At 53.9% G+C, this 21709-nt stretch carries 16 protein-coding genes; 4 read left to right on the forward strand and 12 right to left on the reverse strand.

Annotated elements, in window-relative coordinates; genetic code table 11:
- Positions 1–28: 28 nt before the first annotated feature.
- From NST69_RS29195 to NST69_RS29220, 6 genes are all read right to left on the reverse strand, one after another.
- A complete protein-coding gene (locus tag NST69_RS29195) occupies positions 29–1927 on the reverse strand; it encodes an ABC transporter ATP-binding protein (protein WP_342547816.1) in 1899 nt (632 codons plus the stop codon).
- Complete coding sequence (locus tag NST69_RS29200; protein ID WP_036728255.1) at positions 1924–3684, reverse strand: ABC transporter ATP-binding protein; 1761 nt, start codon at positions 3682–3684, stop codon at positions 1924–1926. The genes NST69_RS29195 and NST69_RS29200 overlap by 4 nt, the downstream gene beginning before the upstream one ends.
- A complete protein-coding gene (locus NST69_RS29205) occupies positions 3677–4063 on the reverse strand; it encodes a MarR family transcriptional regulator (protein WP_051478267.1) in 387 nt (128 codons plus the stop codon). Before NST69_RS29205 ends, NST69_RS29200 begins: the two co-directional genes overlap by 8 nt.
- A gap of 403 nt (positions 4064–4466) precedes the next feature.
- A complete protein-coding gene (locus tag NST69_RS29210; protein ID WP_342547817.1) occupies positions 4467–5873 on the reverse strand; it encodes a DNA-binding protein in 1407 nt (468 codons plus the stop codon).
- A gap of 144 nt (positions 5874–6017) precedes the next feature.
- Positions 6018–6302: an aspartyl-phosphate phosphatase Spo0E family protein gene (locus NST69_RS29215; RefSeq protein WP_076080942.1), complete on the reverse strand. Its 285-nt coding sequence runs from the start codon at positions 6300–6302 to the stop codon at positions 6018–6020.
- A 113-nt stretch (positions 6303–6415) separates the two neighbouring features.
- A complete protein-coding gene (locus tag NST69_RS29220) occupies positions 6416–7333 on the reverse strand; it encodes a LysR family transcriptional regulator (protein WP_342547818.1) in 918 nt (305 codons plus the stop codon).
- 112 nt (positions 7334–7445) lie between these two features.
- On the opposite strand from NST69_RS29220, the gene NST69_RS29225 reads away from it, so the two are divergent.
- Together NST69_RS29225 and NST69_RS29230 are read left to right on the forward strand one after the other, a co-directional pair.
- Positions 7446–7817, forward strand: a complete 372-nt coding sequence (locus tag NST69_RS29225; RefSeq protein WP_036728241.1) for a CidA/LrgA family holin-like protein — start codon at positions 7446–7448, stop codon at positions 7815–7817.
- Positions 7817–8497: a CidB/LrgB family autolysis modulator gene (locus NST69_RS29230; protein WP_076080997.1), complete on the forward strand. Its 681-nt coding sequence runs from the start codon at positions 7817–7819 to the stop codon at positions 8495–8497. The genes NST69_RS29225 and NST69_RS29230 overlap by 1 nt, the downstream gene beginning before the upstream one ends.
- A gap of 27 nt (positions 8498–8524) precedes the next feature.
- Here the strand turns inward: NST69_RS29230 and NST69_RS29235 are convergent, their stop codons facing one another.
- Both NST69_RS29235 and NST69_RS29240 read right to left on the reverse strand, forming a co-directional pair.
- A complete protein-coding gene (locus NST69_RS29235) occupies positions 8525–9493 on the reverse strand; it encodes a Gfo/Idh/MocA family oxidoreductase (RefSeq protein WP_076159248.1) in 969 nt (322 codons plus the stop codon).
- A 53-nt stretch (positions 9494–9546) separates the two neighbouring features.
- The gene (locus NST69_RS29240; protein ID WP_342547819.1) at positions 9547–11862 is read right to left on the reverse strand and encodes an ATP-dependent DNA helicase; all 2316 of its coding nucleotides are present in this window, start codon (positions 11860–11862) and stop codon (positions 9547–9549) included.
- Positions 11863–12064: 202 nt separating this feature from the next.
- On the opposite strand from NST69_RS29240, the gene NST69_RS29245 reads away from it, so the two are divergent.
- Complete coding sequence (locus tag NST69_RS29245; protein ID WP_342547820.1) at positions 12065–14005, forward strand: LTA synthase family protein; 1941 nt, start codon at positions 12065–12067, stop codon at positions 14003–14005.
- A 71-nt stretch (positions 14006–14076) separates the two neighbouring features.
- Here the strand turns inward: NST69_RS29245 and NST69_RS29250 are convergent, their stop codons facing one another.
- Positions 14077–14508, reverse strand: coding sequence for a MarR family transcriptional regulator (locus NST69_RS29250; protein ID WP_051478265.1), 432 nt, complete (start codon positions 14506–14508; stop codon positions 14077–14079).
- 251 nt (positions 14509–14759) lie between these two features.
- On the opposite strand from NST69_RS29250, the gene NST69_RS29255 reads away from it, so the two are divergent.
- On the forward strand, positions 14760–16454 hold the full coding sequence (locus tag NST69_RS29255) for a methyl-accepting chemotaxis protein (protein ID WP_036728235.1): 1695 nt from the start codon (positions 14760–14762) through the stop codon (positions 16452–16454).
- Between the two features lie 520 nt (positions 16455–16974).
- Here the strand turns inward: NST69_RS29255 and NST69_RS29260 are convergent.
- From NST69_RS29260 to NST69_RS29270, 3 genes are all read right to left on the reverse strand, one after another.
- On the reverse strand, positions 16975–18984 hold the full coding sequence (locus NST69_RS29260) for an EAL domain-containing protein (RefSeq protein WP_209868574.1): 2010 nt from the start codon (positions 18982–18984) through the stop codon (positions 16975–16977).
- Between the two features lie 225 nt (positions 18985–19209).
- Positions 19210–20874, reverse strand: a complete 1665-nt coding sequence (locus NST69_RS29265; protein WP_342547821.1) for a hypothetical protein — start codon at positions 20872–20874, stop codon at positions 19210–19212.
- Entirely contained in the window at positions 20867–21667 is an 801-nt protein-coding gene (locus tag NST69_RS29270) for an ABC transporter ATP-binding protein (RefSeq protein ID WP_342547822.1), read from the reverse strand. The genes NST69_RS29265 and NST69_RS29270 overlap by 8 nt, the downstream gene beginning before the upstream one ends.
- Between the last annotated feature and the right edge of the window lie 42 nt (positions 21668–21709).

Genomic DNA, 21709 nt, shown 5'->3' on the forward strand with positions numbered 1-21709 from the left:
CTATATTCAGGTAACTGTTCTATTCAGATCAGCCTGCGTCCGGCAGGTCATCACCGGAGAACTGGCTGTTATAGAGATCGGCATAGAAGCCGCCCGCTTCCAGCAGTTCCACATGGGTGCCCTTCTCAATGACGCTACCCTGGTTCATCACCAGGATCAGATCGGCGTCCTTGATGGTGGACAGGCGGTGAGCGATCACGAAGCTGGTTCTGCCGTGCATCAGCGTGTTCATCGCCTTCTGGATCTGCACCTCTGTCCGCGTATCTACGCTGCTGGTTGCTTCATCCAGAATGAGGATGGACGGATCGGCCAGAATCGCCCGGGCGATGGTAAGCAGCTGCTTTTGACCCTGGGAGATGTTCGAGGCCTCTTCATTCAGAATCGTGTCATACCCGAGCGGCAGCGTACGGATGAAGTGATCGGCATGCGCAGCCTTGGCTGCCCGCACCACATCAGCCTCCGAAGCCCCTTCCCGGCCATAAGCGATATTATCGCGGATGGTCCCGTTGAACAGCCAGGTATCCTGAAGCACCATACCGAATTTGCTGCGCAGCTCGCTGCGCTTCATATCGGTGATGTTCACACCGTCGATCACAATTTCCCCGCCGCTGATCTCATAGAAGCGCATGAGCAGGTTGATCAGTGTGGTTTTACCGGCTCCGGTTGGTCCTACAATCGCAATGGTCTGTCCCGGACTGACCTCGATGTTCATGTCTTCAATCAGGAGTTCACCCGGCTTGTAGCCGAACTGCACGTGCCGGAATTCCACAGAGCCCTCTTCTGCAACTGCTGAACGTTTCGCCAGTGTAGCAGCCACTTCAGGGACTTCCTCGTCCTCATCCAGCAGTTCAAATACACGTTCTGCCGAAGCGATGGTGGACTGAATGATGTTGGCAATATTGGCAGTCTGCGTAATCGGCATGGTGAACTGGCGCGAATACTGGATGAATGCCTGGATGTCACCGACGTCGATCGCTTTTTTGGTCACGAAGATCCCGCCGACCACACATACCAGCACATACCCCAGGTTCCCGATGAACATCATCAGCGGCATAATAATCCCGGAGATGAACTGGGAGCGCCAGCCGGAGTTATACAGATCCTCATTGATGGCATTGAAATCCTTCAGGGAATTCTTCTCCCGTCCAAAAGCCTTGATGATCCGGTGCCCGGTATACATCTCCTCCACATGACCATTCAGCTGGCCCAGCGATTTCTGCTGTCCGACGAAATAGGTCTGGGAGCGCTTGGTGATCAGCATAATCACCACGAAGCTCAGCGGCAGCGTTACGATCGTAATCAGGGTTAGCCACGGGCTGATCGTCAGCATCATCACAATAACCCCGACAATCGTCACAATGGAGGTGATCAGCTGGGTTAAGCTCTGCTGCAGGGTGGTACTGATGTTGTCCACATCATTGGTCGCCCGGCTAAGAATCTCCCCGTGGGTCCGGGAATCGAAATATTTCAGCGGCAGCCGCTCCAGCTTGCTGTTGATCTGCTCGCGCATGTCGTATACGACCTTCTGCGCCACACCGGCCATGACATACTGCTGGATATAACTGAACAGCGCGCTGAACAGATACAGGCCTGCCAGCAGGATCAGAATATCATTCACATAGCCAAAATCAATCGCCGCCCCAGGCACGCCCATCATCTTGCCATAAGCGCCTTCGAACAGCTTGGTCGTTGCCTTACCCATCACCTTAGGGCTGAAAATACTGAATACGGTACTGGCAATCGCCATTACGAATACGATAATCAGCTGTACCTGGCGCGGGCGCAAATACCGGATCAGGCGGCGCAGGGTGCCCTTGAAATCCTTCGCCTTCTCGGGAGGCATACCCATGCCGGGTCCGCCCGGGCCGGGGCCGAATCCGCCGTGTCTGCGGGCGGGCGGCTTCATTGCTTTGTTCTGCTCACTCATGCTATTTCCTCCTCTGACAGCTGCGAGGATACGATCTCGCGGTACACCTCATTGTTGTCCAGCAGCTCGCGGTGCGTGCCCATACCGACAATTTGACCTTCATCCAGTACGATAATCCGGTCTGCATCCATTACCGTGCTTACCCGCTGTGCGACGATAAGGACAGTAGATTCCGTAGTCTCCTCCTTGAGCGCGGCACGCAGCTTGGCATCGGTCTTGAAGTCCAGCGCGGAGAAGCTGTCATCGAACAGATATACCTCCGGCTTGCGGACGAGGGCACGGGCTATCGACAGACGCTGCTTCTGGCCGCCGGAGACGTTACCGCCCCCCTGGGAGATGCTTGAATCGAAGCCTTCCTTCATCGCTGTGACAAAGTCATAGGCCTGTGCCACCTTGGCGGCATGAAGAATCTCCTCCTCGGTAGCATCCTCTTTGCCGTAACGGATATTCTCGTTGATGGTACCGGTGAACAGCACGGCTTTTTGCGGAATATAACCAATCTTGCCCCGTAATTCCTCCTGCGTCATCTGGCGCACATCCACACCGTCCACACTTACCGTACCTTCTATGGCATCATAGAATCTCGGAATCATGTTCAGCAGCGTGGACTTGCCTGACCCGGTTCCGCCGATAATGGCGGTAATCTCACCGGGGCGCGCACTGAAGGTAATTCCCGACAAGGCTGCCTGCTCTGCACCCGGATAAGCGAAGGATACATTGTCGAACTCCACATACCCGCGCAATCCGTCACGGCCGTCCTCCTGTGTAGCTGTAGCCGTAGTCTTCAGTTCTGCAGAGGTAGGGTCCTTAATCTCTGGCTGCATATCTAACACTTCATTAATGCGCAGTGCTGAGGCAGAAGCTCTTGGAATCAGCACGAACATCATCGACACCATGATCAGCGAGAACATAATCTGCATTGCATACTGAATGAATGCCATCAGGGAGCCAACCTTCAGATCCCCATCGCCAATCCGGATTCCGCCGTAATACAGAATGGCAATCATCGAGAAGTTCATGACGATCATCATCAGCGGCATCAGGCCCGCCATTACCTTGTTGACTTTGATTGCAGTATCCGTAAGATCTGCGTTGGCCAGGCTGAAGCGACGGTTCTCATGCTCAATCCGGTTGAAGGAGCGGATGACGCGGATACCGGTCAGATGCTCGCGCAGCACCAGATTTAATTTGTCCAGCTTGATCTGAATCGCCTTGAACAGCGGCAGACCCTTCATTCCGATGAAAAATATTGCTCCGACCAGCAGCGGAATCACCACTACAAAGATCAGCGAGAGCTTGGCGTCCTCCGACACCGCCATAATAATCCCGCCGATCATCATCATCGGAGCACCGACCATCATGCGGAGCATCATAGTCAGAACGGTCTGAACCTGTGTAATATCATTAGTGGTACGTGTAATCAATGAGGCCGTGCCCAGCTTGTCGAATTCATGGAGCGTAAAGTTCTCCACATGATTGAACACCCTTGAACGGGTATTCTTTCCGAAGCCTGCCGCCACTCTGGCTGACAGATAGCTGGCAATAATAGAGCATAGCACACCTCCAGCCGCCACCAGCAGCATGAAGCCGCCAATTCTCCAGATATACGGCTGGTCACCTTCCACAATCCCTTTGTCGATAATGTTACTCATCAAGGTGGGAAGATACAGATCGCCCATGGACTGCAGGAATACCAGAATCAGTACCCCTGCGATGGCCAAGCGGAAGGGCTTCAGTTGTTTCATTAATTTAATCATGCTTCTCATCTCCGTTCATTTGTAACCGGTCTAGATTAGGCGGAGGATTATCCTCCATAAAGGCATAGACTTTCAGCAGCAGTTCCGCCAGTTGATCAGATTCTTCCTCACCTAAATACTCCACCATCCTGTTAAGTGTGGCGTCCATATGGTCCCTGGCCCTGCGGGTAATAATTTTCCCCTGTTCGGTCAACTTGATGCGCACTACCCTCCGGTCAGACGGATCAGCCTGCCGTTCTACCATCTGCTTGGCTTCAAGACTGTTAATCAGCTGGGTTACTGTTGGCGGAGTCAGTCCCAGGAAGCGGCTGATCTCCGACACCTTAAGTCCGAGATCTGAAGCATGCGACGCCCGTGCAATACATATCAATAAAGTCATCTCACTTGGCTTATGCCCCTCCACTGAGTGATGCCAATGCCCTTTGCGCAGCTTCCGAAGTGCAGAGAAAAGCTTGTGTCCGACTGAGTTTTCACCTTCGCGATTTATCCCAATGCTTCCACCCCATTTTAGTTAGGTCTACAAATAATTAAACCATGTATTAATTAGGCTACCTAATTATATTTTCGTGCCTGCCATTTGTCAATTCCTGATTACGCCCTGAGCATGTAATTTATTTCACATTACCACGCACAAACGCTCCCGCGACACAGAGGGCCGGGGAGTCTCTTCAAGCTATACAATTAACTGCTCTAATCTGCTCTAAAATTCCACTCCGTGTTCAACAGCAGTTAGCCCTCTGGTCTTGGACTTCTGATCTGTTCCTATACCCGCAAGAATGAAGCTAAACAATACCAAAACGCTGACCGTCGTCAACAGTGATCTCTTCATGTGCTCTCACCTCCCTGATCAGCTCCCGGTACGCATTCTGCTGGGTATCCGAGGCATAGTCTCTGTTCAGTTCAAATAAGGTTACACAATTAATAAAGTCCTTGCCGCTGTTCAGCCTGATGGTCAGACGCAGACAATGAACGATATAGTCGATTCCCTTGGCATATTGCTGGCGGGAGATATGATAGATTGCAATCTGATAATAGAGACGATACACCCGGTCTACATTGATCGTATCCTGGAATTGTTCAAAGCGCAGCATCTCCCGGGAAAAGCGCGACATCACCGCATCAGCGGAGAACCCGAAGCGGTTGGCCGACTCCATAATGATCACCATGCCGGACAGAATCTCGCCGGGATGCTCGGACAAGAAAGCGATATAGGACGGCAATACAGAGATGTTGCCCATCAGAATCTCCAGCGTGAACCCGTTGGCCGTGGCAAACAGCTTGAAGCTGTCCACACTGCTGCGCCCCTCGTCATCCAGCATCTCGAACCATCCCAGGTCCGCATAGCCGGCGGTATATTTCTTGGCCTGCTGATATTCTCCCTGCTTGGTAAGCGCCGATGCCTTCAGCAGATAACCGTGCCCGTAATAGACCACGAGCGGACGTTCTGCCTGAAAGGCCTCTGCCCTCTTCCCCTTGCTGCGGCGCAGCTCCTCGCGGTAGATTCCGCTTGCTAATGCCCTCAGCTCATCAGCGAATTTCTCCACATCCTTCCAGCGGTGCAGCGCGAAGCATACCTTCGCCAGCTTCAGCAGCCCGTCCAGCTGCATCTCCTCGGGAAGCAGCCCACGATACGGCTCGAAGCTGATTACGGCGCGCAGCTTCTGCTCCATATCCACATCCGGAGTGGATTGCAAAGACATGAAGATACGGTACTGGCTAATCGCCATACGCTCGGAATAGCTATCTTGTTCATGGTCTACAATCAGCTTGTAGAATACGATGGACTCCTGTACTTTGCCGCTGCAGAATAGCCTCTCTGCCACCCTGTAGATGATATCCAGCGGCCGCTGATATTCCATAATCCGCCTTAAGACCTCTTCAATGCATTGCTGCTTGCCCATCTCGGCACATTTAACCAGGAAGGGCTCGATACGGCGGCGGGAGATCCGCTCTTCACTGAAGCACTCATCCACATAGAGCGGATACAGCCAGCCTTCCGGGAAGCCGAAGGCCCGAATCATGGCATCGAGCTGTCCCAGCGAGATGGGCTTCGGCGGATTGCCGTGAAGAATGGCGCTGAGACTGCCGCGGTTCAGGCCGGAGACTTTGGCAAATGAGGCAAGATTATGGCCCGAGCGGGACAGACTCTTCTCGATTTCCGTACGTAATGTAGTCAGCTTCGCCTCCACCCGGCACCTCCCTATCCATCATTCAGGTTATCCTTCTATTAATTGCCATTATAGGACAACACTATGAAAAGCACAACAAAATGGCCCCACATTTAGTAGGACCATGATTAACAAACACCATCAGATGCTTGGATGTATTATAGATTATTGCTGCAGAGCCGCCTGATTCCTGATCCGCTGGCTCTTCTTATTCTTGCCGTAGGGCGCGGCTCCATTCTTACGGCTGCGCAGGCTCTCCATCATCAGGTTCTGAGCCATCACAATATATCCGTCCAGCCGCTGGCTAAGCTCCAACACTGTATGGTCGCTCAGACTCCGTTCCCGGGCCACCTCCAGCAGCTCGCTTCTTAAATTCTCTATAGTAAGGAACAGCTCATCTTCTCTGTAATCCCGGCCGCTAACATCAGGAGAATTCTGGTAAAGGTTCACGGTTACTCACCTTCTCTCTATCAACTTCTCCCCTATCATAAATCATGATGCCAAAAAACAAAATTTGCAAAAAAAGAAAAAAATGTCGGCGGAAGTATAAATAAGCTCTGTATTTATATATCCTCCGGAGGCTCCGGCCGCGAATACCGCTCTCCTAGTACATTCATCGCAAAAGCAATCCACTCCCTGGCGGCAAAGGACAAATAGCGGTCCTTGCGCCAGATCATGCCCAGCTGCCAGGGAATCACCGGCTCGGTCAGGGAAATCACCGCAATCCGCGAACGGTCGATATCCCGGCAGATGGTCTCCGGCAGCAGCGCAATGCCCATCCCGGCGGCGACCATCCGGCTGATCAAATCCCACTGGGAGCTTTCATAGACCACCTTGGGCTGAAAGCCAGCTTTGACACATTCCGAGATAATCCGGTCATGGAGGGCGAAGTCCTCCCGGAACAGGACGAACTCCTCCCCGGCCAGCTCTCTCAGCGGCACCTGCTGCGCTCCGTCCAGACGGTGGCCTGCGGGAACCAGCAATTCCAGCTTCTCCTCCACAAAGGTGAAGCAGTGGAATCTGGCCGGGTCCACCGGCAGTACAATCGCCCCGATATCGAGCAGGCCGGACTCTACGTCATCCTCCACTTTCTTCGCCCCGTCCTCATGCAGCCGGATCGTCACCTCGGGATACTTGCGGTGGAATTCCCCGATGACCGCCGGGAAGAAGCTGGCTCCAACCATGGGCGGAAGTCCGATACGGATATGCCCCTGCTTCAGATTGCGCAGGCTGTCCAGCTCGGAGGAGAGGCTGGCAAAGGACTCTACAATGTTCTGCGCCTTGACGAGCAGCAGCTCTCCCGCATCCGTCAGACGGATGCTCCGGCCCTCGCGGTAGAACAGGTCGGCCCCCAGCTCCGTCTCCAGATTGCGGACCATCTTACTGATGGTCGGCTGGGTGATATACAGCGATTCTGCGGCTCTGGAGAAGCTGTTCAGCCTGGCGGCCTGCACGAAATACTCCAGCTGTCTGATATCCATTAGGTAACCTCCATGCATAGACAATTAGAATGCGATCTATTCAATCCATTCATTGTACCTATGAAAGAATTAGATGTAAAATTTCAGTAAGAGATGAAAGGAGGTAATCATGATGAAAAAGATTGCCTTAGGCTTACTGCAGGTGGCCGGACTAACCGTGTTCTCCCTGCTCGTTAACGGATTAACCTCACTACTGCATATTCCGCTTCCCGGAAGCATTATCGGGATGATTCTATTATTCCTGCTGCTCGAATCCGGCGTGATCCGTCTGAACTGGGTGGAGGCAGGAGCTTCTTGGCTGCTGGCTGAGCTGCTGCTGTTCTTCATTCCATCGGCTATCGGGGTCATGAACTACTCGAAGCTGCTGGAATCCTTCGGCCTGCAGGTACTGGCTGTTGTGCTCGTGGGCACCTTTGCTGTCATGGCCAGCTCGGGTCTGCTGACAGGGATGATCTATAAAGTAAAGGAGCGTAGAAGCTCATGATGACCGGACTATTATTCCTTGGACTTACCATTGCGGTATACCTTGTAACCAAACGGATTTATGCGGCCAGCGGCAAAATGTACGCCTCTCCGCTGATCATCACCCCGCTGGTAATCATCGGCTTCCTGCTGATCACAGGCAGCTCTTATGAATCCTACAATGCAGGCGGCAAATGGCTGTCAGACCTGCTTCAGCCGGCGACAATCGCCTTTGCAATTCCGCTGCACAAGAACTTCAAGCTACTCAAAAAGCACGCCGCCGAAATTGCGGCAGGCGTGCTGTCAGGAACGGTAACGGCTGTACTGTCGTCCATGCTGCTGGCCAAATTAATGCACCTGAGCGGAGATCTCGCCACCAGCCTGGTCCCCCGTTCGGTAACTACGCCGATTGCCATGAGCATCTCACAGAGCATCGGCGGAGTTCCCAGCATCACCGCAGTCTTCGTCATTCTCACGGGTGTGCTTGGAACGATGATGGGTCCTTCGGTGCTGCGCCTCTTCCACATTGAGAATGAAGTGGCACGCGGGGTCTCGCTGGGCACTGCAGCGCATGGCACCGGCACCTCCAAGGCCTTCGAGCTTAGCTCGCTGACCGGCACCATCTCCAGTATCTCGATGATTCTGGCGGCGCTGTTCTCCATTGGGCTGGCACCCGCACTGATCGCAGTGTTCATTCATTAAGCAGCTCCCTGACCCTAGGACAGAGTCCTACAGCTTCACCGGCAATCCGCTCTGGGCGGATTCATACGCGGCGCAGGTTACCTTCAGCGTCTTGTACCCGTCCTCGTAATCGCTGAGAATACGGGAGCGGTCTCCGGTGCGGACAGCGTACAGGAAGGCCTCGCTCTCTACAGCGTAAGGGTTGCCCGTATTCTTGTATTCCTTGCTGTCCCCGCTGCGGACTTCAAGCAGACGCTCCGGGTTCCAGTCAAGCATGCCGTTGTCATTATAGAAGCTGATTCCAGCCTTGTTCACCTCTCCTGGCAGCACACAGGTATTGGAGATGCTGGCGATAATGCCGCTTGCAAGCTTCAGCGATACGGTGCCTACATCGGCTACGGTCACCCCTTCATGCTTCTCATGCATAATCCGGTTGCCGAACATGCCGTAGACCTCTGTCACCTCACCGGCCAGATAACGCAGCAAGTCAACAATATGCGTCGTCTGCTCCGTGAATTGCCCGCCGGACTGCTCCTGATTGCGCCACCACGCCACGCCGGGCATTCCGCCCATCCATTCTCCGGTAATCATCCCTACCTTGTCTCCGGCAAGCGTCTGCTTCAGCCGCTGGATATTCTCCTGATAGCGGAAATGATAGCCTACCGAGGTCAGCAGCTGATGCTGCTTGATATCCTCCAGCAGACTGGCCGGAATGGCCGTACTTGAGCCTAGCGGCTTCTCGATGAAAAAGGGGATATCCCTGCGGATCAGCGCCCGCTCAATCGCCCCGTGCGACTGTGGCGGCACGCAGATGTAGACGGCATCCAGCTTGTGGCTGTCCAGCATCTCGGTAATCTCCCCGTAGCCTTCGGCCCCGTAAGGGCGGGCCATCTCTTCTCCCTTAAGCTTGCTGCTGCCGCAGACCGCCTTCAGCGACACATCCTCCATGCCCGCCAGCAAATCCGCATGTACCTTGGAGAACCAGCCTGTTCCAACAAGTCCGATATTAAGCGTCATGTCATTACCTCCTGAGTTGTCTGGTGAATGCCTTTTCAGTAGATTATACCCGCTTAGGTCAACACAGAGTAGTCCCGCCACTCCTCTGGAAGCAGCTGCCGGTAGGAAGGCTGCATGAAGCGGTCGTCTGCAAGCACAATGACCCCGCTGTCGCTCTCACTGCGGATCAGCCGTCCTCCAGCCTGCTGCACCTTGCACATGCCAGGGTAGATATAAGCATAATCGAAGCCGTTCTTGCCCTGTGACTGGAAATAGCTCCGGAGCAGATTGCGCTCCAGACCCACCTGCGGGAGTCCTACACCTACGACCATCACCCCGTTCAGCCGATCGCCGGGCAGATCCACCCCTTCGGAGAAAATACCGCCCAGCACGGCAAAGCCAAGCAGCGGCTCCGGGTTATCCGGGCGGAAGGCCGCCAGGAAGCTCTCCCGCTCCGGCTCGCTCATCCCGCTGCCCTGCAGCAGCGTAGGGACTTCAGGGTACTTCTCGGTGAACACCTCATAGACATTCCTCAAGTACACATAAGAGGGGAAGAAGACCAGGTAGTTGCCCTTCTTCGAGACCATGCCTTTAAGAGCATTACTAAGCGGCTGTAAGGAAGCCTCCCGGTCATGAAACCGGGTGGATACCGGCAGGACAGACACCTGCCACTGCTCTTTGTGAAAAGGTGAGGCCAGGCTCAGACTGTAGTCCTCCTCGCCTGCACCGATCATATCCCTGTAATACGAGAGCGGCGAGAGGGTCGCAGAGAACAGAATCTGGCTGCGGAAGCTCTTGCCCATTTGCTGCAGCAAATGCGACGGATCGAGATTGAACAGCTTCAGATACACATCTCCGCTGCGCACCTCGGCATAGGTAATGTAACGTTCATCGTAGGTTTTGAAGGTGCGAAGCATCGCCTGTACTGCGTAATAGGTATCCAGCAGGCTATCCGCCCTGTCCTCCTCCGCCTGCACAGAGCTTACCGGGGAAGAGGAATTCAGCAGCTCCAGCTCCGCTTCGGCTGCGAAGTTCTCCAGCAGCTCCGGCAGCTCCTCCGGATAGGCCGCCCACTCTCCCGCACCCTTATCACCGCAGATCTTACGCAGCGCAATGAAGAAGGCGTTCACCGCTTTGGCGGCAGTGCCGAGCCGGGGATTCGCCGTTTTGTAGGTCCGGCTGAGCGCCAGGAAGGGTGCCTTGGTAAGCGAAGCCGAATACATCTCCCGGCCCCGGTCCACCAGATTATGCGCTTCATCCACCAGCAGCACGGTGTTCTTCTTGCGCTCCTCGGACATGCGCTTCAGACTGATGCGCGGGTCGTAGATATAATTGTAATCGCAGATAACAACATCGCAGGCATAGGCGGCATCCAGCGAGAACTCAAACGGGCAGACCTGATGCTTATGGGCATAGCCGGCGATCGTCTCCCGGGTCATTAGCGTCTCATGCTCCAGCATATCAATCAGCGCGCCGTTGATCCGGTCATAATAGCCCTCCGCATACGCGCAGGAATCCGTGCCGCAGATGCCTTCCTCCCGGAAGCAGGCCTTCTCCTTCGCCGTCAGCGCAATGACATGCAGATGCAGCCCCCGGCGGTTCAGCATCGAGGCTGCCTCCTGCGCCGCGATCCGTGTAACGGTCTTGGCGGTCAGATAGAAGATACCGGCCGCCTTGCCTTCGCCCAGCGCTTTGACCGCCGGGAACAGAGTGGACATGGTTTTGCCGATGCCTGTCGGTGCCTGGGCGAAGAGGTTCGCCCCCTCAGCAATGGAGGTGTAGACTGCAGCTGCGAAATGGCGCTGGCCGGGCCGGTAAGCCGAGAACGGAAAAGACAGGTTCGTGATGCTCTCCCCTCTCTTCGCCTTGTAACGGACCATCATCTCGGCATACGGTGCATATCTGCTTACTGTCTCTAGCGCAAAGGCCGTCAGCGCTTCACGGGACATCTCCCGGTAGAGGCTGTGCTGTGCCTCGCTTCCCCGCTGCACATAGGTGAGCTTCACCTGAATGTAGGGAAGCTCAAAATCCGTTGCCAGCATGTAAGCGTACATATAAGCCTGGGCCCAGTGTACCTCCTTCCCTTCAAGCGCAGGGTCCGGGATTCCGGCCATGGACTTGATCTCCTCCACTGTCAGGCTCCCATCCTCTGCCGTAAGCAGTCCGTCGCAGCGCCCGTCAATCTGGAACAGCAGCTCTCCGTAAGCAATTCCGGTCTTCAAATAGACCTCCTTGCGGTCCCCTTCCTTGTATTGCTTCTGGATCAGCTGATGGCTGCGCGTCCCCTCCGCCATCGCGGCTCCGCTGCGGAAGCCCGGCTCCAGACTGCCGCTGCTGTAGGCAAATTCCACAAGCGCCCTCACGGACAGTATGATTTCTGTATGCTCCATCCGTCCCCACCTCCAATAATTTCCGCCAGCTTCCGCTGCGTAAGGCTCATATTCTTCGTTTAACGCCGATATCCCCCCGCCTGAGGGAGTGGCCTGCGCCGGGTTCGTTCTAGCCGTAGTTTACGCGCGCTCCAGGGAGTATACGGCCGCTTCTGATTTTTGACATTCCTTCCCTGGCACTGCATAATAAGTTCTATTGATAATGGTATTCTTATGTCCTCATGCTGCTGTTTCCTATCACCCGGGAAACCTGTTCATTCTTCAGAAAGAAGGCGAAGCTGTGTCATCCCAAACTGTGAAACGCTGGCTCCTTAAGCCATTTGTGTTCTTTTCCATTCTTTTTCTGTTCAAAAGCCTGCTGGCCTGGGGTGTAATCTTTGATGATTTGCAATTCTGGAAATCCGTATTGACGGAGCTGCCCTTTGTCTGGGCCCTGTTTTTCCTGATTGAGCGCTTTGCTTCCAGACGGAAGCTCGGCTATTACATGACGGTCAATCTGCTGGTTACCGCGATCTTTTTTGCCGCCATTATGTACTTCAAATATTACGGGGTCATTGTCACTTACCATGCCGCCGAGCAGGTGAACCAGGTCACTGCCGTCAAGAACAGCGTGTTCTCATTGATGGACCCTTATTATCTGCTGATCTTCACCGATATTATCGTGCTGGGCTTCTATTTCTTCATTAACAAGAACGGACGCAATTATAAAAAAGACCAGATCAACCGGCGCAGTGGCCGGACGGTGCATGTCGTACTGTTCGCGGTCTCGCTCGGACTCTGCCTGTTCAATATTCTTCCGAATAAGGCGAGCATGAATGAGATCAAGAAGGCCCAGGAGATGGGCATCCTTAATTATGAAGCATACACGATCTTTGCCAAAGATAAAACCGAGCTGGTCCAGGCCAGTGAAATCACACAGAGCACGATTAACCAGCTCAAGGGCATCGACCCTTCAGCAGTCTCGGCTTATGCCGGTTCCGCCAAGGGCAAGAATCTGATTGTGATCCAGCTGGAGTCCTTCCAGAACTTCCTGCTTGGTCTGAAGATAGACGGCCAGGAGATTACCCCTAACCTGAACCGCCTGATGGAGGAGAGCCTGTACTTCACGAACTTCTATCAGATGGTCGGCCAGGGCAATACCTCCGATGCGGAATTCGTGGTCAATTCGTCCTTCTATATTCCTCCGCAGGGTGCGGCCACCATGTCTTATATCGACAAGCAGCTGCCGAGTCTCCCCCGTCTGCTGGGAGACAACGGCTATCAGACGGCCACGTTCCACACCAATGTAGTGGAATTCTGGAACCGGGGCGAGCTATACAAGGCCCTCGGCTGGCAGAAGTATTACGATCACCAGTTCTTCGGTGATGAGGATGCCTTCTTCTTCGGCGCTTCCGATGAGGTGCTCTACCGTAAATCCTCGGAGAAGCTGAAGGAAATGAGCGATGCGGGCCAGCCGTTCTATGCCCAGGTCATCTCCATGTCGGCGCATCACCCATTCACTATTCCTGAAGAAAAGCACAAGATGAAGCTTCCTGAGCGGTATGAAGGAACCTTTGTCGGCGATTATGTCCGGTCGCAGAACTATGCGGACTATGCCTTCGGACAGTTTGTAGATGAACTGAAGGCGAATGGATTATGGGAGAACAGTCTGGTTATGGTCTACGGCGACCATATGGGACTGCCGATCTATTCGCTGGATCATGACGACAAGCAGCTAATGAAGGAAATCTACGGATATGATTACAGCTACGCCAATATGCTCAACATTCCGCTGCTTATCCATGGCGAAGGAATTGCTCCGCAGAAGCTTGCACAGGTAGGCGGAGAAATCGATATTATGCCTACAGCTGCCAGCCTGCTGGGGGTATCCATGGATAACAACATTTATTTCGGCCAGGATCTGCTCAGCCAGTCCTACAATCTGCTGCCGCAGCGGTATTACCTGCCTACAGGCTCCTTCATTTCCAGCTCTGCCCTGCTGATTCCGGGCAACAGCTTCGAGGATAATACCCAATATCCGCTGGCGACCGGAGGTACTGCTCCGGCCGGCAACGAGGATGAATACAACCGCGCTCTGCGGCTGCGCCAGCTGTCTGACAGCTACGTCACGCAGCTGCCGGACAAAGAACCTGCCGCAGAATAGCCGGACTAGACAAGACAAGAGGCAGCGCCTCTCCGTAACGGGAGAAGCGCTGCCTCTTTGTAATGCTTATGTTAACGCTCCTGATTCTCCAGCATGAGATAATAATCCGCGAAGTTCTCCAGCTCTGCCGGCTCCAGAATGGCCAGATGCTCTTCCAGCAGCAGCAGTGACCGGCGCTGTGCTTCTTCCAGCACCTCTTGTCCCTTGCCGGTGATCGTGACGATTACCGCTCTGCGGTCATTCTCGTCCGTCACGCGGGCGATCAGCTCCAGCAGCTCCAGCCGGTCCAGCATGACGGTGACTGCACTGGACTTCACCTCCATCTTGTCCGCCAGCTGAATCACCCGTGCCTGCTGCTCCTGAAAGATCATATGCAGCAGCCCGAATTGCGGCACAGTCAAGCCCAATTCCTTATGAAATGACATCTGCGACATGATTCTGCGCTGAACCTTCCACATGGATAATCCCACACGTTCGATCAAAGGATTGACTTCTTGTGACATCCCTTCAGCTCCCAGTCCGTTTGTTCTGCTTCAAGCGTACCATTATACGGGTCCGACATACAGTATTTTTTGAAACTAAAATAGGATTAAGCGCCTACTTTTCAATGATTTTTTATACATAATCCATCATTTTCCGACACAAAAATTCTTTTTTCTGACGTCTGCTCAAACCGCAGCGTATGCGCTATAATCGTAGCAGTGAACCCCATAATTCACTTAATCTTTTAGAGTCAGGGCTGGTGATATTTGTTATGAAATTGGCAACAAAATTAACATGGATGATGCTGATTGTATTGCTACTGGTTGGTTCATCCATAGGCTTCTTCGGTTATCATGCGGCTTACAAGCAGATCGATGAAGCTGCAGGCATTGAATTGGTAGGCTGCGCGAATATAACAACCGGTCTTATCGATCCTGCCGACATAACCGCTCTGGCTGCCGGCGATACCAGCAAGCTGACTGCGATCGAAGACCGCATCGGATGGATCAGTGATCACAAGCCTATTTTCAAAGAAGCCTTCATTCTATCACTGGACGGCAAGGTGCTGGCCGCTGACAAGAACTTCAAACAACGCGGCTACAAAGCTGGAGACCCCTTCTACTTCGCAGATGAAGATAAAGAAATGATTACCACGATGAAGCACTCCGCCTACTCGAAGGTGTATACATATCAGGGCACCTCCCTCAAAACCGGCTACGGCCCCATCTATCAGGACCATGACCCTACCAAACCCATCATTGCATTAATGGCGATTAACTTCGACGGCCCCTTAATTCAATCCCGGACCATGGATATCATCACCCAGCCCTTCCTGATCGGCAGCTCCATTCTGATTATTGCGATTCTCGCCGCTTATCTGCTGATCCGCCGGATGGTCAGCCCTCTCACCAAGCTGTCCGCATCCGTGAACACGGTAGCCCAAGGCGATCTGACCCGGGAACCGCTGCTCTTCACAGCCAAGGACGAGATCGGCGAGCTTGCCCGCGACTTCAATGCGATGACCCTGAATCTGCGTGACTTGATCACACAGGTTAACGATACGTCCATGCTGGTTGCCTCTTCTTCCCAGGAGCTGTCCGCCAGCGCCCAGGAGACCAACCGGGCCGGAGAACACAGCGTTAATGTCACTCTGGATCTGGCCGACGGGGCACACACCCAGCTGCAGAATTTGGAAGGCAGCTTCAAGGCCGTGCAGGATATGTCGCATTTCATTACTGAAATTGCAGGCAATGCCGACAGCGCAATGAACCAGGCAGCCATCAACTCCCAGAAGGCCCGGACAGGCCGAGAATCTATGGACTCGACCACCTCCCAGATGGCCATTGTAGGTGCGAGCATCTCGGATCTCTCCGGCATTATTGAGACGCTGGGCAGCCATTCCAAAGAGATTGAGAATATTGTCGGCACTATTGCCAGTATTGCCGAGGAGACGAACCTGTTATCCCTCAATGCGGCAATTGAAGCCGCACGGGCCGGAGAAGAGGGCCGCGGCTTCGCTGTTGTGGCAGGCTCAGTACGCAAGCTGGCCGAGCGATCTGCCGGATCTGCCCGCCAGATCGGTGAGCTGGTTAGTCTGATTGTCCAGCAGATGGACAAGGCCGGAGAGACGATGAGGCACTCTACGGAAGAAATGCATCACGGCAAAGAAATGATTATAGCGGCCGGCCATTCCTTCTCCGAGATTGAGTCGTCCGTCTCCGATATGTCTGCACATAGCCAGCAGATCTCAGCCACCGTGCGTGAACTGGCCCTGCTCTCTGACGGACTTGTCGCTTCGATCCAGAAGATCGTAGCGGTCTCCAATCAGACGGCCGAGGGCGCCGAGACCTTGTCCGCCTCGTCTCAAGAGCAGCTTGCCGCCATGCAGGAGGTCGAATCCTCCGCCGCATTCCTCTCCTCCCTGGCAGAGAAGCTGCAGGTATTGGTCGAGAATTTCAAAATCTAGACCGAAGTCTCATACATTTTTCAGAATAAAATCACCCCGCGGGTGAAGGATGCTGCTGCCTTCTCTCACCCGCCGCTTGTATTGTTGCACATTTTGCAGGATTCCTTTATAAAGGTTACTGGATACGGGTACAATGTTGCATTATTTGCACAAATTCCGGGGCAGAGGGCAAGTTAATGCTGACTTTGTTGCATTTCGTGCAGGATTTCGGCATAGACCGCTTCTGTGGGGCAGTATTGTTGCACTTCTTGCAAGATTTCTCTATAAATGTTACTGGCTTTAGAGCATGGGGCCCTTCTCTCGGCATATCAGCACCCATTGTATTCGGTTTAATACGAAAATAAAAGTCGGGATGCGACTGATGCACCCGACTTATTTTCATTCCTGGGGGTGACAAGGCCTCTGTCTTGTCATGCCTGTTTTTCGCATACATTTCCTAAGTAGCTAAAAAGGCTGCCCTGATGTGGAACACCCCTCCACATCCAGGACAGCCTTTTGCGTGCAACAGCAACCAGGAGCATTATGCCGTATTCTCAATGAACCATTGGCCTAATTCGTTAACCGGCATCGGACGGCCGTAGTAGTAGCCCTGCATCACGCTGCAGCCCAATGATTGCAGCAGTTCAATCTGCTCCGTAGTCTCCACGCCCTCAGCCACAACCTCCATGTTCAGATTGCTGGCAATGGCAATGATGTTGCTGATGATCGCTTTCTTGGAATGCATCTTGCTCTTGCGGATGAAGACCTGATCAATCTTCAGGGTATTCACTGGAATCTCATCCAGATTGCCAAGCGAAGAGAAACCGGTTCCGAAATCATCCAGGGACACCCGCACACCGAGATCCCGCAGCTTGGAGAGCTGAGCAACCGTCTCTTCCATATTGTTCATCGCAATCGACTCGGTAATCTCCAGTTCAAGGAAATGCGGCGCAAGGCCCGAACGCGACAACGCCTCTTCCACTACCTCATACAGGCTTCCGCCTTCAAACATCCGCGCCGACATATTAATCGAGACCGCTACACTGGCAACCTTCGCCTGATGCCAGAGCATATTCTGTCCGCACACCTCATGCAGCATCCAGTATGTAATAGGGACAATCAGGCCGGTCTCCTCGGCGATCGGAATGAACTCTCCCGGAGAGATGACGCCATGCTCCGGATGTCTCCAGCGCAGCAGCGCTTCAAGCCCCACGGTGACATTCAGCAGCGAATCCCATTTGGGCTGGTAGACCACCATGAATTCCGAGCGGGCCAGCGCCTTGCGCAGATCCTTCTCCAGTGACATCCGCCGGACCTGATGACGGTTCATCTCCAGATCGAACACACTGAACTTATTCTTGCCCGAATCCTTGGAGGTATATAGCGCCGTATCGGCTGCCTTCATTAGCGCCGAACGGTCGGTGCCGTGCGCCGGAGTCATGCTGATTCCCACACTCGCAGTTACGTACAATTCGTTGCCTTCGATGCTGTAAGACTTCTTAAGCTCCTGAAGGATATGCTGTGCCACTTCCTCCGCCGCCACAGCGGTGCAATCCGGCAGCGCAATCAGGAATTCATCCCCGCCAAGCCGGAACACCTTCCCCTTCCCGCCCACGCAGCAGGTCAGCCTGGCAGACACTTCACACAGCAGCAAGTCTCCAATATCATGGCCCAGCGTATCATTAATCGATTTGAAGCGGTCCAGGTCAACAAAAAACACGGCGCCGGAGATCCCGCCGAAGAAATCATCCTTGAAGTAGCGCTCCAGACCATGCCGGTTCGGCAGCTCGGTGAGCGGGTCATGATAGGCCATGCGCTCCAATACATCCCTGTCCAGAAAAACAGTCCCGCCGGAGACTGCCAGCACGAACAGGGTAACCAGTGAAATCCCTGTCAGCAGAACCACATCGGTCTCCATCAGCATCGGGGCGGGCGCCTGCCAGCTGTAACTATGCAGGTCGCTTGCTCTCAGACTCGTATAATGCATACCGGTAACCGCCAGGGCGATGAATAGAGCCGAATACAGCTTCCAGCGGTTGAAGCCTGTATGATCCTTGAATCTGCGGAACATTAGAACTCCGATGTAGGAAGCAGCAAGGGCAATCAGTACCGATACAGCCTGATCCATTGCCCTGTAATGAATCTTGGCCTCCATCTCCATCGAGGACATTCCGGCATAATGCATGAACGAGATGCCGCTGCCGAGTATGCCGCCGCCCGCAAGAAGCCGCCAGCTTCTCTGGCGGGGAGCCGTAACCAGTTGAAGGGTTGCATAGCAGGAGGACATAATAATAAGCAGGGACACGGCAGCCATCACCGGATGGTAGCTGACCTTGAACGGCAGGCGGCTGGCCATAATGCCGACAAAATGCATGGCCCAGATCCCGCCGCCAAGGACACAGGCACCTGAGAGCAGCCAGAGACGTCTGACCCGGCCCGCGGAATGGGAAACCTGTGAAATCAGATTAAGCGCGGAGTACGCTGCTGCGGCAGCTAGCGTATAGGATAGTAAAACGATCCAGATATTATAGTGGATTCCCATTTGATCCATAGTTGACCTCTTCACTGGTTATAGTATCAGCGTCGTTTCAGGGTCTATCTTAAGTTATAAATCAATATACGGATAGCGGATAAATGGAAGAGTATATAATGATTGCAGGTATTCTCTGAAAACTAACTTTAGCTGTATTTTACCTTGTAATCACCGGGCTGTCTAAGTAAATAATGGAACTTGGACCCTTTTTTGAACGCCGGCAAAAATTGTCCATATTTGTCCTCAGCCGCCTGCGCGAAGGGTTGGAAATCCGTTGTCCCGGGAGGTGTCCGGCAGGAAGGCCCTGCGCCAGATCCAGGCATTTGCAGCTACCAGAATTACCATGTAGATGTATATTCCTGCAGGAATCAGGGTGAAGACATAGTGCACTCCGGCCAGCCCCCCAAGAATGAACAATTGTACAAAAGCACTGCCGGTGAATTCCTTCCGCTGCGCCGCCTCGTACTTCTCCGAGAACGGGAGTGCCTTCGGGAACGTAAGGAAGCAAATCACGGCATACAGCAGCAGAGCCAGCAGGACGACTGCCATATCTGCAATAATCCAGGAGCCCAAGAGAGCGGTGAACACTGCCGCCTCCAGCAGAAAGAGCGGCACCAGCAGCTTCACGACCGCTGCCTTCAGCATTCCCCGGTAGACCAGCCCCTTGCCCGGCAAAGGAATCACCTGATAGATCCATGCCCCCTTATAGCTGGCCGAGTAACGGACCATCTGCACGACCGTCATCAGCAGCAGCGCGCTGTAATAGATAAACAGGAAGGACTTGGAGCTTCTGATCCCGGCCAGATCGCCGCTCCACACCTGATTGAAGATGAAGATAAAGGGAAAGATCAGCGAGAAGCCGATAGTCGGATATACCCGGAGCTTGAACTCGCGTTCATTCTTCATCATCGACCAGGTGAAGCGGAAGAACATGGCCTCCGCTTTGTTCCGGCACACGGTCTCCGACAGCACACGGGCAAGCCGCCCGCTATCCCGGCCCTCTGCGCCATGCTCAGCCAGCTTCTGAAGGCTGCGTTCAAATACCGGCATCAGCCGGATGTAGGCGGCGAACATCACGGCAGGCACCACCACAGAGAGCACTGTCAGAATAATCACGGACCGGCTTCCTGTTCCGCCGCCCAGCAGCTCGAACGGCGCCCCGAACCAGACCGGAGCCAGCAGAAAATGCCACCAGGCGGGAGTGAAATCCAGCCCCAGCTCCGATAGATTGAACATCCGGCTAACCAGCTGCGCGCCGACAGTTACCCCCACAGACAGGACAATCTGAACGTAGTTGATGATGTCCTTGAGCTTTTCCCCGTCAAAGAACCTCAGGATCAGCAGATAGATTAGCGCAGTGAACACCAGAATGAAGCCGTCCATCAGCAGAATCTCAGCTGCGTACACGAAGAAGAAGCCCGGCCCGTGCCGGAATAAAGAGAATAACAGCGAAGGTCCGGTGAACGTCAGCGTTAAGGTCAGCAGATAGATCAGAATATGTAAGCTCTTGGCCATGTTCAGTGTACGGCGGTCCACCGGCTTGGAGAAGAGGATGTTCTTATCCCGCAAATCCAGCATCACCGTCGAGAAGTCGGAGATCAGCGTCGTGGTGATCAGGAACATCACTATACTGAACAGCAGACTCATCATCAGCATATGATGATCTCTGGGTGCGACCATAGCGATCAGCATCAGCCCCAGCAGCAGATAGAGCCACTGGACTCTGAAGGGCGAGCCCTCCATCTCCAGCTTGGAATTGTGCGACCCGGAGAACAGGGTAGGTGTCCGTCTGCCATCCATCGTCAGCTTGACCTGAAGAATGCGGCGCATGAGCGCATAATCGGCTCCCAGGCCCTTAAAGATCCACTGTATCCGGTCAAGCAGCTTCAGAATCAGGAATTCATTCATGCCCCGCACCCTCGCCTATCACAGCCACGAACTCGCTTGCAATATCCCTGTATTGATCGAACCCGGTCAGCTGATTGAAAATCTCCTCCAGCGACCCCTCCCGGCTCTGCTCCCGCAGCTGCGTGAAGGTTCCGTCCGCTACAATATCGCCTCCGTCCAGCAGGATGATCCGGCTGCTGATTCTCTCGACCATATCCATAATATGCGAGGAATAAAAGATGGTCTTGCCCCTGGCGGCAAGCGTGGCGAAGATCTCCTTGACCACCATGACACTATTGGCATCCAGCCCGCTGAGCGGCTCATCCAGGAACAGAATATCCGGGTCATGCAGCATGCTGGCAATCAGCAGCACCTTCTGCTTCATCCCCTTGGAGTAGGAGGCAATCCGCATATCATAGGCCTTCTCCATTCCCAGCAGCCCCATCAGCTTCCGCGCCTTGTCATCGGCATCCGCCTGCTTCAGTCCATACAGCTCACCGGTGAAGGTCAGATACTCCCGCGCTGTCAGGCTGTCATACAGCTCTGCTACCTCAGGCACGTAACCGATTCTTTTTTTGTAAGCCGTATCCCCGTCCGAGATATCCCTGCCAAAAATCCGTATGGTCCCGTTGTAACCCTCCACCAGACCGAGCATAATCTTGACTGTCGTGCTTTTACCGGCCCCATTGGGTCCGATATATCCGATAATCTGCCCGCGGTATACCTTCAGATCAATCCCCCGCAGTACCATCCGGTCACTATAATTCATCCACAAGCCCTCAATTGAAATCACCGGCTCTTCCGTTAAGCCCATTGACGTCTCTCTCCCTTCGGTAAGCACACTCTTCCTTCAAGC

This window comes from Paenibacillus sp. FSL P2-0089, from assembly GCF_038595095.1.
Lineage (GTDB): Bacteria > Bacillota > Bacilli > Paenibacillales > Paenibacillaceae > Paenibacillus_AQ > Paenibacillus_AQ silagei.